Below are 16,894 nucleotides of genomic sequence, written 5' to 3' on the forward strand. Positions count from 1 at the left end.
TTTGTCCTCCCTTAATTTTAATCTTTATTTTTTCTTTCGTGAAAAATAATGGAGGGAGTCTCCATACTTCCATAAACCTACTTCAAAACCATGTTCTCTTATAGTGTCAAGGAGTTCCGAAAAGGGAGTATATTTTTTGTCTTTATATATTGAATAATAAAGGCGGTTTTCTTCCGGGGTTAAAACCGGCATCACGATATTGGCACCTGCTCTAAGCCCGTTTTTCAAACCTTCCTTATGAATTGTCTGTAAGGCGGTGGAAGCGACTATATTAATGTCAGGCATCAGGATGCGGGCCAGACTTATCATTTTTAAGGTGGCAATATATGGGTCTACTTCTATCTTGTCCTGCTCTGAAGCCAGCGGAGTATCCGGATGAGGTATATAAGGCCCCATGCCCAGCATGTCGATGTCCATCCGGGTGAAAAAAACAAGATCGGCTAACAGGTCTTCATAAGTCTGGAAAGGGAGCCCTATCATAACCCCGGTACCTACCTGATAGCCGATTTCCTTGAGATAATGCAGGGCTTCCAGCCGTTTGGCAAAACTTTGCCCGGCAGGATGAATCTGGGCAAAAAGATGGGGATTGGAAGTCTCTATGCGCAGGAGATAGCGGTGCGCACCTGCTTCATAGAGCTTTTTATACTGGTAATAATCAAGCTCGCCTACGCTTAAGGTAATGCCAAGTCCGGGATTTTGACTGTCGCTGGTCAGTTTTTTTATCTTATAAACTATTTCTGCCAGCCAGTTAATGTGCTCATCACTTCTTATCTCTCCTGACTGCAGGGCCAGTGATTGAAAGCCTTGTTCATAAGCAAATAGAGCAAGAGAAATGATTTCTTCTCCCGTAAGCTTGTAGCGGACAAGCTGGCGGTTGCTCCTGCGCAGCCCGCAGTAAAAGCAGTCCAAACTGCAGATGTTGGAAAATTCGATAAGCCCCCGCAAATAAACAATGTTGCCTACCGTTTTTTGACGTACAGAGGCGGCTTTGTCTATCAGGTTTTCCAGTTCTTCCTTTTCTTTGCTTTTTAAAAGGTAGAGAATTTTGTCCTGGTTAATCATTGAAACACTCCTTAAGTGCAGTTAAGAGTTCTTTTTTATCTTCTAAGCTTATAGCATCAGGATTATCAAGGATGATGCCGGTTCTTGGGCTTAGCTGGTATCTTTCCGAATAAAGGCTCAAGTCTTCCCCGTTTCCTTTGAGGAAAGACCAGCGTTTGCCATATATTTTAGCCCATCTGAATTTAAGGGACGGGTACAGCCTGTTTATTATCTGCTGGCATTCTTCGATGAGAACTTCCTCATCCTTAAGCTCTCTTTTATTTTTTAAATCAGCAAAATTCATGGCTTCACCATCCTTTACAGGAAAAGGTCCCTTTCTCCTTTTTCTATGCGGGACAGCATTTCTTTTACGGTATTGCGCAGAGCTTCACTGGGCAGAGCTTCAAGTTCCTGCTCAATAAGCTTTTCTCCCACTTTTTTGGTTTCTTCACTGGCATAATCCAGAAGATATTCTTTAAAGGTCAGTATGGCATTAGGCATACACAGATGATGAATTTTTCCTTTTTTGGCGATATCCATGAAATAGTTGCCGGTGCGTCCGCAGCGGTAGTCGGCGGTGCAGAAGGAAGTTATGCGGCCGTTTTCTGCCATTTCCCTTATAACTTCATCCAGGCTGCGGTTGTCTCCCAGTATAAACTGCTGCCGGTCGTAGTCAACCGTATCGGTACTGTAAGCTCCTATGCCGATGTTGGAACCTGCGTCTATCTGGGTTACTCCTACCGGTATTACATCTCTCCTTACTTCCGGGGTTTCCCGGGCGGTCAAGATCATGCCGGTATAGGGAACAGAAAGCCGGATTACGGTTACCAGTTTCTTGAAGGTCTTGTCATCGACCAGGTACTTGCTCTGTCTGGTAAACGGGGTGTTGGATGCCGGTTCCAGACGGGGGAAAGATATGGTATGCGGTCCTACCCCGCCGAATCTCTTTTCCAGGTCAATAGTATGCATCAAAAGCCCCATTACTTCAAATTTCGGGTCATAAAGGCCAAAAAGGGCGCCAATGCCTACATCATCTACGCCGGCCTCCATGGCACGGTGCAGGGCATAAAGCCTCCAGCCGTAATTTGCTTTGATTCCCCGGGGATGCAGCCGGCGATAAGTTTCATGATGATAAGTTTCCTGGAATACCTGGAAGGTTCCGATCCCTACATCGCGCAGGATTTCCAGGTCTTCAATAGACATGGGGGCTGCATTTACATTGCAGCGGCGGATTTCTCCCCTGCCTTCCTTGGTGCTGTATACGGTTTTTAAGGTTTGGGCGATGAAATGGACATCAGACAGCGGATGTTCGCCGAATACTACAATCAGACGCTTGTGCCCTTTGGATACCAGGGCTTTTACTTCTGCAGCTACTTCTTCCATGGTAAGCTGTTTGCGGATGGATTTGTCATTTTCCGAACGGAATCCGCAGTAGACACAGCTGTTTACACAGTAGTTGCTTACATAAAGCGGCGCAAAAAATACTATCCGGCGTCCATATACCTTTTCCTTAATCTGCCCGCCTGCTTTATACATTTCTTCCCACAGTTCTTCATCCTCACAGTTCAAAAGGGCTGCCGTTTCGTCAGGTTCCAGACGATTAAGCTCCAAGGACTTGGCAATTATTTCCCGAATTCTTGATTTATCCGGATTTTTATTCTTCATGAGAGTTTCCTGGATAAACACATCGTCGATAAAATCGTGTCCATTTACCAGATATTTTTCTATCTGTTCCGGCTTTATAACCTGACTTACCCATTTTTCAACTTCCGCTTTGCTCATAATCATAAAAGATAACCTCCTTTGGTTTTTGTTTTAAGGGGTTCTTAAAAAGAAACTGCCTGCCCTGATAGAGCAAGCAGCTTAAATCTATTTAAGCTCCCCTTTAACTCAGAGATACCTTGCTATCAGGGATGATAATTTTCTTTTTTGTTTTCAGGCTTTAACTTTTGTTTTTGGTCAAGGCACTTTTAACATTGACTCCCGGGATATTTCCCAGTTTGCCGGTTAAGGCTCCGATTTGATCCGTAGTTCCATCTACGATAAGGGATATTACGGAAACTTCTTTTTCTTTGTAAGGGACACCCATGCGCCCGATTATTATATCTGCATATTCGCTTATTATTTTATTTACTTCATGGGCAAAATGGCGATCTTCAACTACTATGCCTACTACTCCCAGCCTTTTATCCATAAAAGACTCCTTTCCTAAAAAAACTCCTGCTCCCGGGAAAAGGAGCAGGAGTTTTTAAAATCTTGCCTGCTCTTCCCTCTAAATCAGCTTATTGCCTTTTTATCAGGAAGAAGTTTTAATTATGGCTTATATTATAAGTACTTTTTGTTTTTGGGATGGTAATGAGTATGCAGGAGCTCATGAGATTTATGTCCTAACGGCTCATGCAGGAACTCATCATACAGTATCTTGACTTCCGGATTTTCATGAGATTTTCTGAGTTCGCAGTTTTCATCTTCAACATAGATGGCATCGATACGTACCTGGCGCTGAGCATTAGATTTGGTTATAGGCTGTCCGCCGCCGCCGATACATCCGCCAGGACATGCCATGATTTCGATGAAGTGGTAAGGAGATTTGCCTTCTCTTACCTGATCCATAAGTTTTCTGGCATTGCTTAAGCCGTGAGCAACTGCTACCTTCACTACCGTGCCGTTAAGGTCAACTTCAGCTTCCTTGATGCCTTCCATACCGCGTACAGCAGTAAAGTTGACATCTTTAAGCTCCTGTTTGGTTACTACTTCGTAAACGGTACGGAGAGCTGCTTCCATAACACCGCCGGTAGCGCCAAATATTACGGCAGCGCCTGTGTATTTGCCCATCCAGGAATCGAAGCTGGAGCCTTCCAGTTTGGTAAAGTCGATTCCGCTCATTCTAAAGAGCCTTCCAATTTCGCGGGTAGTGAGAACCAAGTCTACATCACGATATCCGCTGTCCTGCATTTCGGGACGGGATGCTTCATATTTCTTGGCTGTACACGGCATTATGGATACTGAATAAATTTTAGCCGGATCAATGCCCATTTTTTCTGCCCAGTAGGTTTTTACCAGGGCTCCGAACATCTGCTGCGGAGATTTGCAGGTGGAAAGATGGTCTAACAGATCCGGATAAAATGTTTCACAGAAGTTAATCCATCCCGGGCTGCAGGAGGTAAACATGGGCAGAACTCCGCCTTCATTGAGACGTTTTAAGAGCTCATGGCCTTCTTCAATAATGGTAAGGTCAGCAGTGAAGTTGGTGTGCAGCACATAGTCAAAACCAATCTGCCTTAATCCGGCTACAAAAACATCCATCGGCATTTCGCCAGGCTTCATGCCGACTTCTTCTGCTATAGCCAGACGAACAGCAGGTGCTATCTGGGTTACGACTATCTTGTCCGGGTCAGCAACTGCAGCCAGGAATTCGTCAATCTGTTCATTTTCAGTTATAGCTCCTACCGGACATGCATGGATGCACTGACCGCACATTACGCATGGGCTGTCCAACAGGCTCTTACCCATGGAGGGAACTACCATAGCATGATGTCCGCGGTTTTCCAGTCCCAGTGCATATACCGACTGGGTTACACTGCAGGCATCAATGCAGCGGCGGCAGAGTATGCATTTGTCAGGATCTCTGACGATAGAAGGTGTGGAAGTATCTTTGCCAAGACCTCTGACCTTATGTTCAAACGGAATATCACGGATAGCGTATTCTTCAGCCAGTTCCTGCAGTTCGCAGTTCTGGTTTCTGGGGCAGGTTAAACATTCCTGCGGATGATTGGAAAGTATAAGTTCTAATATAGTTTTTCTGGCTTCAATGACTTTAGGGGATCTCGTCTTAACTACCATTCCTTCGGTAACCGGAGTCGAACAGGCTGCCTGAAGAAGTCTATTCCCTTCAACTTCACATACACATACCCTACAGTTTGCTTTAACAGACTGATCGGGATGATAACAGAGAGTAGGAATTTTGATACCGACTTCTTTAGCTGCCTGCAGGATGGTTGAGCCTTTAGGAACGGAGACTTTAATTCCGTCTATAGTAAGATTAACCATTCATTTCACTCCTTTTTGCTCTTCTTTCCTACACTAATTTAGCATTATAGTCGGCCTTAAAGTGTTTAATAGTAGTAAGTACTGGTGCGGGGGCAGCCTGACCCAGCCCACACAGGCATGAACATGACATAACCCGACCAAGTCTGGATAGAGTTTCGATGTCCTTTATAGATCCTTTACCACTGTTGAGTTTGCTCATTATTTCATACATTCTGGCGGTACCTTCACGGCAGGGGGCACATTTGCCGCAGGATTCATGTTCAAAGAACTTGGCGATTCTGGTGACTACATCCACGATGTCCCGGGTTTCATCCAGTACGAAAACAGCTCCGGAACCCAGAGTAGCGCCAATGGCAGCCATATTGTCGAAAGCTACCGGGGTATCAAGAAGTTCTTCCGGGATAAAGGCGCCGGATGTTCCGCCGATCTGGACAGCTTTGAATTTCTTGCCGCCCGGGATGCCGCCGCCGTATTTGTAGATGAGTTCGCGAATAGTTGTATTGGTGGGAACTTCAAAGAAGGTCTTGTTGTTTATATCCCCGGTTAATGTAAATACCTTGGTGCCAGGATAAGAAGGCACTCCGATAGATGCGTACCAGTCAGCGCCTTTTTCTACGATAACCGGTATGTTGGCAAAAGTTTCGACGTTGTTTACGATAGTGGGTTTACCCCATAAACCTTCAGAAGGCGGATAAGGTGGCTTAAAGCGGGGCTCTCCTCTGTGCCCTTCAATAGATTCTATGAGAGCAGTTTCTTCTCCGCATACATAAGCTCCAGCACCGCTTCTTACTTCTATATCGAAGTCTTTGAGGAATCCTTTTTCTTTAGCCTGGCTTATGGCCGTATTGAGGATGCCAACCAGATGAGGATATTCACCGCGGCAGTAGATATAACCTTTGGTTGCTCCTATGGCATAAGCACAGATAGCCATACCTTCAATCAAGGTATGCGGATCATTTTCCATTATGAGGCGGTCCTTATAGGTACCAGGCTCACCTTCATCGGCATTACATACTACATATTTCTGATCAGCCTGTGCCTGGTAAGCAAAAGACCATTTTTGGCCGCAGTTGAACCCAGCTCCTCCGCGTCCTCTAAGCTTGGATTTCTTAACTTCTTCTATTAATGCTTCCCTATCCATACTACGGGCTTTTTCCAAAGCTTTATACCCGCCCTGGGCAATATAGTCATCTATTTTAAGCGGGTCGATTTTGCCGTAGTTGCGCAGAACAATGCGCATTTCTTCGGCCATGTTTTGCCCTCCTTTCACGGTATTAGCATCGTGTCATTTTGGTAGGTTTTTATTTGTATTCAGCAAGGATTTCTGGTATCTTGGCAGGACTTACATTAAGGTAAGGCTTGCCGTTGATAGTGATTACCGGAGTAGCCTGACACTGTCCAACACACTCAGTAAATTCAAGGGCAAAAAGACCGTCCTGAGTGCTTTCTCCCATGCAGATGCCCAATTCCCTCTCCAGTGCTGCTACTACTTCGGCTGCGCCTGCTACGTGACAGGGTGCACTTTCACATATCCGGATGACATTTTTTCCTCTGGGCTTTACTGAGAACATGGAATAGAATGTTGCAACTCCGTAGGCTTCGGATACAGGCATGTTAAATACTTTGGCAGCTTCCAGAATTGCTTCTTCAGGCAGGTAGCTGAATTCTTTCTGAATGGCGTGATATGCTTCGATTATGCCCCCTGGAACGTTAGCATAGCTGGCTATAATTTCCTTGTAGCCCTTCATCAACTTTCCCCCCCTCGTTGGATTTTTACAGGTTAAAAAGATGCCACATCATGCTGTGCATAAGATAATACGATGAAGCAGATTAAAAAAGTTTATTGCTTCATAACAAAATTATAAACCATAATCTTCAGGTTTTGAATAAATATTTTTGTTTTATATTGTTTTTAAAATTTGCCTTATTTGAATTTTTATGAATTATCAGTTTATTTGACTCATGGGGGATTACATAATAAGGGGATAATTTACATGATTTAACAGATTTCAATGAAAGCAAATCAAATTTGGCGCATGAAATAAAAAGGGCAGTTAAAAATAAATATGATGAATTTTTTGTATTAAGGGAGGCAAAGGATGAACTTGCAGAGATGGGAAATTTTTTATCCAGAAATAAAAGATATACCGGATAGTTTTAAGGTTAAAGATTATCCCTTAAGCCGCAGATATCTTGTTAATGGCCAGATTTTAAAAGGTGATAGGGGGAGTGAAGTGTATTCCCCAATTAAGATAAAGGAAGGCTCCCATATAAAACAGGTGAAAGTGGGAGAATATCCCCAGCTGACTGAGAAGGAAGCTTTGACTTCTCTTAAGGCAGCTGCCGACGCTTATAAGGGGGGAACGGGAGAATGGGCCTATATGAAGGTAGAAGAACGTATAAAATGTTTTGAGGATTTTGTTGCCAGGATAAAGGATTTAAGAGAAGATTTTGCTCTGCTGGAGATGTGGGAGATAGCCAAACCTTATTCTGCCTGCCTTGATGAGTTTGACCGGACTATAAAATATATTGAAGATACTATGGAAACCCTTTATGAGCTTGATAAAGAAAGCGGCAGAATAATAAGTATTGAAAACTTTATGGCCCAGATAAGGAGGACTCCTCTGGGAATAGTTTTATGTATGGGACCTTTTAATTATCCTCTGAATGAAACTTTTGCCATGCTTATTCCTGCTCTCATTATGGGAAATTCGGTTATAGTAAAACCCCCCCGTTATGGAGCTCTGGCTTTATGCCTTTTTATGCCGGCATTTGCTGACTGTTTTCCCAAAGGGGTTATAAATTTTATAAATGGAGAAGGGGAGGAAGTTATTGGGCCTATAATAAAATCGGGAGAAATATCGGTTTTAGGGTTTATCGGTTCAACACAGGTAGCCAGGCTTCTCATAAATCAACATCCTCATCCTAACCGGCTCAGGACTATACTGGGGCTGGAGGCTAAAAATCCTGCTTTTGTGCTTAAAGACGCTGCTCTGCCTGAAGCAGCCAAAGAATGTGTAAAAGGGGCTTTAGAGTTTAACGGCCAGAGGTGTACTGCTTTAAAGCATATCTGGGTTGAGGAAGAAATAGCTGAGGAATTTTTAGATCTTTTATGCAGGGAAGTAGATAAGCTGAAATGCGGTATGCCCTGGGAAGAAGGAGTTACTGTAACTCCGCTGCCGGAAAGGAATAAAATAGAATGGCTGGGGGAACTGGTGGAAGATGCAGTGCAAAAAGGGGCCAGGATAGTAAATAAGCAGGGTGGGAAAAGCTTTGCCCAGCTGTATTATCCTACTGTACTTTACCCGGTTACCCGGGAGATGAAGCTTTACCATGTAGAGCAGTTTGGCCCGGTAATACCAGTTTCTCCTTTCAAGGATATAAACCAGTTAAAAGATTACCTTTTTACCTCTGATTATGGACAGCAGGCCAGCATATTTGGCAGCCGGGCGGAAAATGTGATACCTCTTATTGACATTCTCGTACATCAGGTATCCAGGGTGAACCTTAACAGCCAGTGCCGGCGGGGGCCTGATGAACTGCCCTTTACCGGCCGCAAGGATTCAGCGGAAGGGACTTTGTCTGTATATGATGCTTTAAGGGCTTTTTCTATCCGCTCTCTGGTAGTGGCGAATGAGAAAGGGCGGAGCCTGTTTTTTGACTGCCTTAAAGAGAACACTTCTAACTTTCTGCGTATATAAGGGGATTAAAATTTTTGTAACTTTTCCTCTCCGATTTTATTATAATCTTAATATAAAAACTTATCTTTCCGGCCTTGATAGTGCCGGAAATATTTTTTGGATAGGGATGGAAAGGCATGGATGTGATAATAGTTTTGTTGCTGGGGATTTTAGCTGGTATTATAGGGGCTGTTTTAGGATTGGGCGGAGGGGTAATCATACTGCCTGCCTCCGAGATATTTTTGGGGCTTTCTACTCCGATGGCGATAGGAACTACCCTTTTTGCCATTATTTTTACTTCGGTTTCCGGGGCTTTAGGACATTACCGGGAAGGCAATGTAAATGTAAAAAGCGGTTTGTATGTGGCAGCGGGAGGAATAGCCGGAGTTTTGGCCGGTTCTTATGTTTTCAAACAGTATCTGGCCTCAAAGGTTGCCGTACTGGAAAGCCTTCTGGGCGTTATTTTTCTTATCATGGCAGTAAAGATGGCCTGTGAAGCATACCAGGCTTTTAAAAACGGAGATGAAACTGATAACAGGACAGAAAAAGAAATTCCTTTTTATTACCTGATTTTTTTGGGGCTTTTTACCGGCAGCCTTACTGGCCTTCTGGGGCTGGGAGGGGGGTTTATTATGGTGCCGGCCATGATGTGGATGCTGGGACTGCAGCCCAAAAAAGCAGCTGCCACTACCCTGCTGGCCATGCTGCCTGTTGCCTTTACAGGAGGATTTATAAAGCTCTGGCATGGATTTGTAGATTTAAAAGGGGCTCTTCTGCTGGGAACAGGTACTGTACTGGGAGCCCAGATAGGAGTAAAGGTTTCCAGGCATGTAAAAACAGAAGTTTTTAAGACCTGCTTTGCGGTAATATTTATTTTTTTGGCTGTTGATTATCTTTCGCCCCTTGTTGGCGTGCTTTTTCAGGGTAAAGTATTTCCTTAAGTTTTTTAGCTGGCTGTGCGATATATATCTTGAGGTGATATTTGCGTGGATTTCTGGGCAAAGATTAGAAAAAGCATGTACCACAGCAGCAGTCTGTGGATTCTCCTGTGGCTGCTGGTTCTGGTAAATATACTGGCTTTTCTGGCTCTGGCAGATATGTTTTCTTATCCGCTGTTTTTTGTGTGGCTGGGATTGGCTTTTATAGGAATTGTATTTATAAAAGCGCTGGCCTATTCAGAAGAAGTGCAGTATGTTTCCCGGGAGATAGAGGGCAAGGTGCAGAGCCTTATGCAGGAGATAAAGCCTTTATGTGAAGATGTTTTTGAGCGGGAAGTAAATGCATTTATAAAGCCCCTGCTGGATGAGATATATGAGGATTTTGAGGAAAATCTGCGCTGGTTCTGGCAGGCGGGAGAAGATTTTTCCCGGGAAGTGGCCAAACATATAAATGAAATGAGGCCGGTTTTGAAAATAGTGCGCTCCGGGAATGAGGAAAGATATAAGCTGATAAATAAACTGGGGGATAATATCGAGCTGCTTGCCAATATAAATGGTGAACTGGATGTTTTGCCGGTAAGGAATATTGATGATCTGGACCGGTTTCTCACGAATAAGTCCAGGAGCTTAAAAGAGGCTTTAAATAATGAGAAAGAGATTTTTTATGAATACATTTATAAACTGCTGATGGAGCAGGTCAAGGGGCAGACAGCAGATGAAGATATTACCCAGTATTTTGATGTCTACAAACTGGTAGAGCAGTTTACCGGCATTTTGCAGAAATCCCTGGAAAGCCGCATAAAAATGTTCAGGGAAGAGATGGCAGGCGACCTTGCCAATTATTCTGCCGATCTGGTGGGAAAAATGCAGAAACTTACTTTGCGCATAATGAATATCCTGGAGGAGATAAATGACAATTTGCTGCGGCTTATCGAAAGCGGCAAAAATGAAAGCGCCCTGGTTTTAAAAAAATTAAATGAATTGTATGCCGCATCAACTGCGCTGAAGGAAAGAGCGGGAGAAATCATGCTTACTTTGGCCTGGCATGATGTCCTTTTAGAGCGGAGATGGCAGAAGATGAAGGAAGAATTGTATCTTTTGAAAGATAAGATAAAGGCGGATGTAGATGAAGGATTAATGTCCGGCATAAAACAGATTGTAGAGCAGGAAGTGCCTGGGATTTCTTACCGGGTAAATACTCCCAAACAGGCAGTGTGGTTTAAAAATATGCTGGAAGCGGAGCTTTTTTACCAGCTGTTTAAGGAAAAGAGGCTGGCAGGGGTGGTGGATAATGGCGCCTATCCTCTGCTTTTGCTGGTGGCGGTACTGGAAGACCTGGTGCTGGGAAGTATAAGGATAGGGGAAGAAGGGCTTAGAATTAAAAGGGATCTCAAAAGAGAAGTGAAAAACGAAGCTTATGCCGGGATTTATGAGCAGATAAAAGAGCTCATAAGAAGCCACAGGGAAGGTCTGGAAATTTATCTGGAAGATGTTTTCCCCCGGCTGTTTTATGCTTTCTGCAATAATCCGTATGTAAAAATGAATCCCGATAATATATCTTTAACCCCCTGGTATCTGTTTATGGGATTAATTGCCGGCAGTACAAAGAATGAAAATATTTCTTTTTTGACCGGCTGTTTGTTAATAGCCATCAGGCTGAGGAACAAATACATAGATCCCCTGAAAAATGAGCCGCAGTACCTGGAAAATGAAGAGGAACTGGATTATATGCGGGATATACTTTACCGGGCAGTGGCAGTAGTTGCTTTTGAAGAACTGGAAGGGATAGTAAGGATGAAGTTTATGCAGTTTTAAAATAAGGAAGGCAGGATAAAATCCTGCCTATATTTATCCCTGGCTTAATTCATTTTCAGTCTTGTTTTCAAAGGGACGCAGTTTTTTAAGGATTTCTTCTTCTATATGTTCTCCCAGGTTCAGGCTTTGCAAAAAGTATATGGTGTTTTCAATACGGTACTGGCTATCCCTTATTTCCTGCCAGTATTTTTCTTCTTCATAGATGTTCATGCAGGCCTGCAGGTTGTCAGCCCGGCCGGTTTCCAGGTAGTGCCGGAAAGACTCCAGGGTTTTTACTTCCTGATAGTCGCTGTGGATATAGGATCTTTCGATGATGGTGTTGTAAATATCTAAGGCGCGGTGGGCCTGTTTAAGCCTGAGTTCAGTTTCCCGGATTTCGCTAAGACACCTGTCTATGAAATCCTTCCTTACATTTTCCCATTCTTTCAGGACTTCTTTATAGCGGTCACAGGCTTTTTCATATTCGCGGTACCTTATGAAATATATTTTGCGTTCCTGGTGATAGATTTCAGAACTTTTGGCTTTGGCCTTTTTACTGAAGTTGAAGAAAATAAGGTTTTCTTTATTAGGACCAGATTTTTCCGGTTTCTGGGGTTTGGGGGGTATATTATCAGGCTTAAAAGGCATTATTTCTTCCTGTTCCAGTATTTGCGACCTGTTTTCCAGCAATTTATTAAGGAAGTTTATATGCCGGTTCAAGGTTTCCGTTTCTTTAAGGCTTAATATGCACATGTTTATGTCTTTCAGGAGCTCTTCTTTGGTTTTATATGGTTTTTTGCTGTTTTTGCGCGCCTTGTAGTAGTCGTGTATATCTTTATCCATATCAGGGCTTTGTCTGAGATTTTCCAGTATGCTTAAGTCATAAGCGGTAATAATTTCTTCCGGTTTACCTTTGGTAAAATAGAAACAGGTATTGGTAGGCGGGTAATAGTAGGGTCCTATGCTTTCCAGGTATTCATTTTCTACAAATGTTTCTATGTCTTCGATTATTTTAAGGTTGTCTTCCAGGAAAGAGAGCCATTCTTTCTGGGCGGGGGTAGATTCATCCTCCCTGCTCAATTGTAGATAATATTCTACTGGTATTTTTATAGATGAATTGTAATAGTAAAATAATACTTTTTCTGGAGTGTAGCTTTTGAAAATCGAAAAATCTAAATAACAGGGGTTTTCCTTATTTAAAAAAGTAAAAAACATCATGCATCCTCCTCAATAATATAAGATAATAACAACTATTTTCTATATTTTCCTTAAAATTCCTTTTTAAAATTTAAAAATTTTTGTATTTTTAAAAGAGAAAGGAGATGAGCGTTTATGCCGGATAGATTGCCATGGTTTGTAGAAAAGTTTGGCGAATATGACGGGGAATTTTATGGCTATCTTAAGGAAGTCCTGGATAAGGCGATGGCTACTTCCGTTCTGGATGAAAAAACCAGGTATCTTATTGTTCTAGCCCTGGATATAAGTAAAGGGGCAAGTGAAGGGGTAAGGGTACTGGCCAAAAAAGCCAGGGAAAAGGGAGCTACCGAAGAGGAGATTAAAGAAGTAATCCGCCTGGCTTATTATGTGAGCGGCATGGAAGTCATAAAGACTTCTTTAGCAGCTTTTGAATAGCTTTACTTAAATTGGCAAGCAAAAAGCCTCTGCTTAAAGGGAATATATATATTAAAGAGACTTTAAGCGGAGGTGTTATTATTAAAAATAAAAAAAAGGAAAAGGTTTTAAGCGAAAAAGATTTGCTTAAGATAGAGATAGCCAAAGAACTGGGATTGTGGGAGCAGATAGAGAGGGAAGGCTGGGATTCTTTAAGCAATGCAGCCTGTGGAAGGATAGGAGGCATTATGAGCAAGCGGCTGAGAGGAAAAAAGGATGAGAAAGGGGGCAATTAAAAAGAGAGTCCGCTTACGGCTCTCTTTTTTTGTTATAATAAAATAATATATATTTTTTTCTTACAGGGTAGGAGAGGTTATGAGGACAGGTTTTGTACACTTACATAATCATACTGAATACAGCCTTTTAGATGGAGCCTGTCGCATCAAGGAAATGGTAAAAAGAGCCTGTGAGCTTGAGATGCCGGCTTTGGCCATTACCGATCATGGAGTGCTTTACGGTGTTATTGATTTTTATCGGGAGGCTAAAAAACAGGGGATAAAACCTCTTATTGGCTGTGAGGTTTATGTAGCTTTACGCAGCCGTTTTGACCGGGAGGTTAAGGTAGATGATGACCAGTATCATCTGGTCCTGCTTTGTGAAAATGAAAAAGGGTATAAAAATCTTATTGAACTGGTAAGCAGAGCTTATCTGGAAGGTTTTTATTACAAACCCAGGGTAGATCGCGAACTTCTGGAAAAATACCATGAGGGGCTTATTGCGCTTTCTGGCTGTGTAGCAGGAGAAATTCCCCAGCTCCTTTTACAGGGAAAATATGATAAAGCAGCTAAAACCGCGCTTTTTTTTGATGAACTGTTTGGACGGGGCAATTTTTACCTTGAACTGCAGGATCACGGTTTAAGGAAAGAAAAATATGTATGTGAGCAGTTAAAAAAGATAAGCGGGCAAACGGGGATACCGCTGGTAGCTACCAATGATGTGCATTATATCGACAAAAAAGATGCCTCGGTACATGATGTCCTTTTGTGCATCCAAACTGCTTCAACTGTAGATGACGAAAACCGCTTGCGTTTTCCCGGCAGTGAATTTTATTTGAAGTCACAGGAGGAGATGCAGGAACTGTTTGCTGATTGCCCGCAGGCTCTGGAAAATACCTGTTTGATAGCAGAAAGGTGCAGGCTGGATTTTAGCTTCGGGCAGTTCCATCTCCCGTATTTTTCCATTCCTGAAGGTTATACCGAAGAGTCTTATTTGACAGAACTGGTGTTAAAGAAATTTAAAAAAAGATTTCCCCATCCTTCCCGGGAACTGGAGGAGCGGCTTTTTTACGAGCTAAAAATAATAAATGACATGGGATTTGCAGCTTACTTTTTAATTGTGCAGGACCTGGTCAACTGGGCTAAAGCTAACCGTATTCCGGTAGGACCGGGCAGGGGATCAGCAGCGGGAAGCCTGGTTTCTTATGTTTTAGGCATTACTACTATAGATCCCATAAAATATGACCTGCTTTTTGAACGCTTCCTGAATCCGGAAAGGGTGAGCATGCCGGATATCGATATTGATTTTTGCTTTGAAAAACGGGATAAGGTTATTGACTATATTATTAACAAGTATGGCGCCGATAAGGTAGCCCAGATTATAACTTTTGGGACTATGGCAGCCAGAGCTGCCATACGCGATGTGGGAAGGGCATTAAATGTACCCTACAGTGAAGTGGATAAGATAGCCAAAATGGTCCCGGCCGAACTGGGGGTAACTATCGACCGGGCGCTTCAGATATCCCCTGAGCTTATGAATGCTTATGCCAGTGATTACACTACCCGGCGTATAGTTGATATTGCAAGGGCACTGGAAGGGATGCCCCGTCATGCTTCCATTCATGCTGCCGGGGTAGTGATAGGGAGGGAGAAGCTTACTTCTATTCTCCCCCTGCAGAAGACTCCGGAAGGACATGTGGTTACCCAGTTTGCCAAAGAAACTGTTGAAGATATAGGACTCCTCAAGATGGATATTCTGGGGCTTAGAACCCTTACCGTTATCGACCGGGCCATTAATATTATAGAAAAGGTGCATGGGACAAGGATTGATATAGAAAATATACCACTTGATGACCCGGAGGTTTATAAGCTTTTATCCCGCGGGGATACTATAGGTGTATTTCAGCTGGAAAGTGATGGTTTAAGGCGCATACTTTCTGAACTTAAGCCCAGCTGTTTTGAAGATATAATCGCGGTTATTGCCCTTTACCGACCCGGACCTCTGGGCAGCGGCATGGTGGAAGATTTTATAAACCGCAAGCATGGAAAACAGGAAATAGAGTATCTGCATCCTGCTCTGGAGAATATCTTAAAGGAAACTTACGGAGTTATGCTATATCAGGAGCAGGTAATGCGGGTAGCGGAAGAACTGGCCGGTTTTACTCTGGGAGAAGCTGATGTGCTGCGACGGGCGATGGGCAAGAAAAAGCCGGAAGAACTTAAAGCCCAGAGGGATAAATTTGTAAGTGGAGCAGCCAGGAATGGAGTAGATGCTGAGATAGCCGGACATATATTTGATCTGATGGAAAGCTTTGCCGGGTACGGTTTTAATAAAAGCCATTCAGCTGCTTATGCCATGATTTCTTACCAGACCGCCTACCTTAAGGCTCATTACCCGACTGAATACATGTGTGCTTTTCTGTCGAGTGTGATAGATAACCAGGACAAGGTGGTTTTTTATATCAAGGAATGCCGCCGGCTGGGCATAAATATCCTGCCGCCGGATATAAATGAGAGTTTTGAAAACTTTACTGTGGTAAAGGAAGGCATAAGGTTTGGGCTGGGAGCGATAAAAAATGTAGGGCTGGCGGCCGTGAAAAATATTGTGGAAGTGCGCAAGGAAAAGCCTTTTCGTTCGTTTTTTGATTTCTGCAGGCGGGTAGATTTGGGAGTTATAAACAAGAGAATGCTGGAAAACCTTATTGCTGCTGGCTGTTTTGATTCCCTGGGCATAACCCGCAGGCAGGCCCTCATGGTGATGGAAGAATATATGGAGCTGGCAGCCAGCATAAGGGAAAGCCAGCAAAGTGACCAGCTTTCCCTGTTTGGAGCAGCGGAAGCCATGGTGGAAGAGCCTGCTTTGCCTGAGGTGGGAGAATTCAGTGCTGACGAGTTCCTGCGCCGGGAAAAAGAGGCACTGGGATTTTATGTTTCCCGCAATCCTTTAGAAGAGTACCGGGAAATTTTGCCCCTTATTACAACTCATAACCTGGAAGAGCTCAGGCTGAAAGATGAAGAAGTCCATGTACAGGTAGCCGGCATGGTGGTGGACCTGCGGCGCCTGACCAGCCGCAAAGGGGAAAGTTATGCCAGGTTTCATGTAGAGGACTTTACCGGGCGTATGGAAGCGTTTTTGTTCCCTTCTGCTTATCGCAGCAATATAAACAGCATCAAGACTGACTATCCTTTGGTTATTGAAGGATATTACAACAACCAGGATGAGGAGCCCAAACTGGTGGTTAACCGGGTAAAGAGATTATCTTCTGATATAAGTGAACTGCATATAAAGCTGCCGGAAGGAGTGGAGGACGAAAACAGCCTGAAGAAGGAGCTCACCACTTTATTAAGCAAAAACAGGGGAAGGATCAGGGTGATTTTGTACCGCCGCCAGGGAAAGCCTCTGGTATTAAAAGATGATTATAATGTAAGGCCAAGCCTTGAACTAAAGCAGGAACTGGAGAGAATATGTGGAAAGGGAAATGTATGGTTTGCTTGAAGATTGATT

The 16,894-nt window shown here is 43.4% G+C and carries 14 protein-coding genes; 6 read left to right on the top strand and 8 right to left on the bottom strand.

Translation table 11 applies throughout. From position 1 onward, the window contains the following. Window positions 1-24 precede the first annotated feature (24 nt). The 7 genes from hydE to ACZ42E_RS01555 form a co-directional block, all read right to left on the bottom strand. Complete coding sequence (gene hydE, locus ACZ42E_RS01525; protein ID WP_464892704.1) at window positions 25-1,062, bottom strand: [FeFe] hydrogenase H-cluster radical SAM maturase HydE; 1,038 nt, start codon at window positions 1,060-1,062, stop codon at window positions 25-27. After that, window positions 1,055-1,345 carry a hypothetical protein gene (locus ACZ42E_RS01530; protein ID WP_464892705.1) on the bottom strand — a complete coding sequence of 97 codons (291 nt, stop codon included), beginning with the start codon at window positions 1,343-1,345 and terminating at the stop codon, window positions 1,055-1,057. Before ACZ42E_RS01530 ends, hydE begins: the two co-directional genes overlap by 8 nt. A 14-nt stretch (window positions 1,346-1,359) precedes the next feature. After that, entirely contained in the window at window positions 1,360-2,823 is a 1,464-nt protein-coding gene (gene hydG / locus ACZ42E_RS01535; protein ID WP_464893453.1) for a [FeFe] hydrogenase H-cluster radical SAM maturase HydG, read from the bottom strand. A 160-nt stretch (window positions 2,824-2,983) separates the two neighbouring features. Next, window positions 2,984-3,235 (bottom strand): TM1266 family iron-only hydrogenase system putative regulator, encoded by a 252-nt coding sequence (locus tag ACZ42E_RS01540; RefSeq protein ID WP_464892706.1) that lies wholly within the window; start codon window positions 3,233-3,235, stop codon window positions 2,984-2,986. A gap of 131 nt (window positions 3,236-3,366) precedes the next feature. Next, window positions 3,367-5,091: an NADH-dependent [FeFe] hydrogenase, group A6 gene (locus ACZ42E_RS01545; RefSeq protein ID WP_464892707.1), complete on the bottom strand. Its 1,725-nt coding sequence runs from the start codon at window positions 5,089-5,091 to the stop codon at window positions 3,367-3,369. A 28-nt stretch (window positions 5,092-5,119) separates the two neighbouring features. After that, window positions 5,120-6,343 (bottom strand): NADH-quinone oxidoreductase subunit NuoF, encoded by a 1,224-nt coding sequence (gene nuoF / locus ACZ42E_RS01550; RefSeq protein WP_464892708.1) that lies wholly within the window; start codon window positions 6,341-6,343, stop codon window positions 5,120-5,122. Between the two features lie 49 nt (window positions 6,344-6,392). Next, a complete protein-coding gene (locus ACZ42E_RS01555) occupies window positions 6,393-6,839 on the bottom strand; it encodes an NADH-quinone oxidoreductase subunit NuoE family protein (RefSeq protein WP_464892709.1) in 447 nt (148 codons plus the stop codon). Window positions 6,840-7,190: 351 nt separating this feature from the next. Here ACZ42E_RS01555 and ACZ42E_RS01560 point away from each other — a divergent pair, with 351 nt between their 5' ends. The 3 genes from ACZ42E_RS01560 (at window position 7,191) to ACZ42E_RS01570 (ending at window position 11,524) form a co-directional block, all read left to right on the top strand. After that, window positions 7,191-8,792, top strand: coding sequence for an aldehyde dehydrogenase family protein (locus ACZ42E_RS01560; protein WP_464892710.1), 1,602 nt, complete (start codon window positions 7,191-7,193; stop codon window positions 8,790-8,792). Between the two features lie 116 nt (window positions 8,793-8,908). After that, window positions 8,909-9,712: a sulfite exporter TauE/SafE family protein gene (locus tag ACZ42E_RS01565; RefSeq protein ID WP_464892711.1), complete on the top strand. Its 804-nt coding sequence runs from the start codon at window positions 8,909-8,911 to the stop codon at window positions 9,710-9,712. Window positions 9,713-9,757: 45 nt separating this feature from the next. Next, the gene (locus ACZ42E_RS01570; RefSeq protein WP_464892712.1) at window positions 9,758-11,524 is read left to right on the top strand and encodes a hypothetical protein; all 1,767 of its coding nucleotides are present in this window, start codon (window positions 9,758-9,760) and stop codon (window positions 11,522-11,524) included. A gap of 33 nt (window positions 11,525-11,557) precedes the next feature. Here the strand turns inward: ACZ42E_RS01570 and ACZ42E_RS01575 are convergent, their stop codons facing one another. Further along, window positions 11,558-12,721: a hypothetical protein gene (locus tag ACZ42E_RS01575; RefSeq protein ID WP_464892713.1), complete on the bottom strand. Its 1,164-nt coding sequence runs from the start codon at window positions 12,719-12,721 to the stop codon at window positions 11,558-11,560. Between the two features lie 114 nt (window positions 12,722-12,835). Between ACZ42E_RS01575 and ACZ42E_RS01580 the strand changes: the two genes are divergently transcribed. From ACZ42E_RS01580 to ACZ42E_RS01590, 3 genes are all read left to right on the top strand, one after another. Next, window positions 12,836-13,135: a carboxymuconolactone decarboxylase family protein gene (locus tag ACZ42E_RS01580; protein WP_464892714.1), complete on the top strand. Its 300-nt coding sequence runs from the start codon at window positions 12,836-12,838 to the stop codon at window positions 13,133-13,135. A gap of 11 nt (window positions 13,136-13,146) precedes the next feature. Then, window positions 13,147-13,410 carry a small, acid-soluble spore protein, alpha/beta type gene (locus ACZ42E_RS01585; RefSeq protein WP_464892715.1) on the top strand — a complete coding sequence of 88 codons (264 nt, stop codon included), beginning with the start codon at window positions 13,147-13,149 and terminating at the stop codon, window positions 13,408-13,410. A 79-nt stretch (window positions 13,411-13,489) separates the two neighbouring features. After that, window positions 13,490-16,885, top strand: a complete 3,396-nt coding sequence (locus ACZ42E_RS01590; RefSeq protein ID WP_464892716.1) for a DNA polymerase III subunit alpha — start codon at window positions 13,490-13,492, stop codon at window positions 16,883-16,885. Window positions 16,886-16,894 lie beyond the last annotated feature (9 nt).

Source organism: Thermosyntropha tengcongensis, assembly GCF_055381335.1.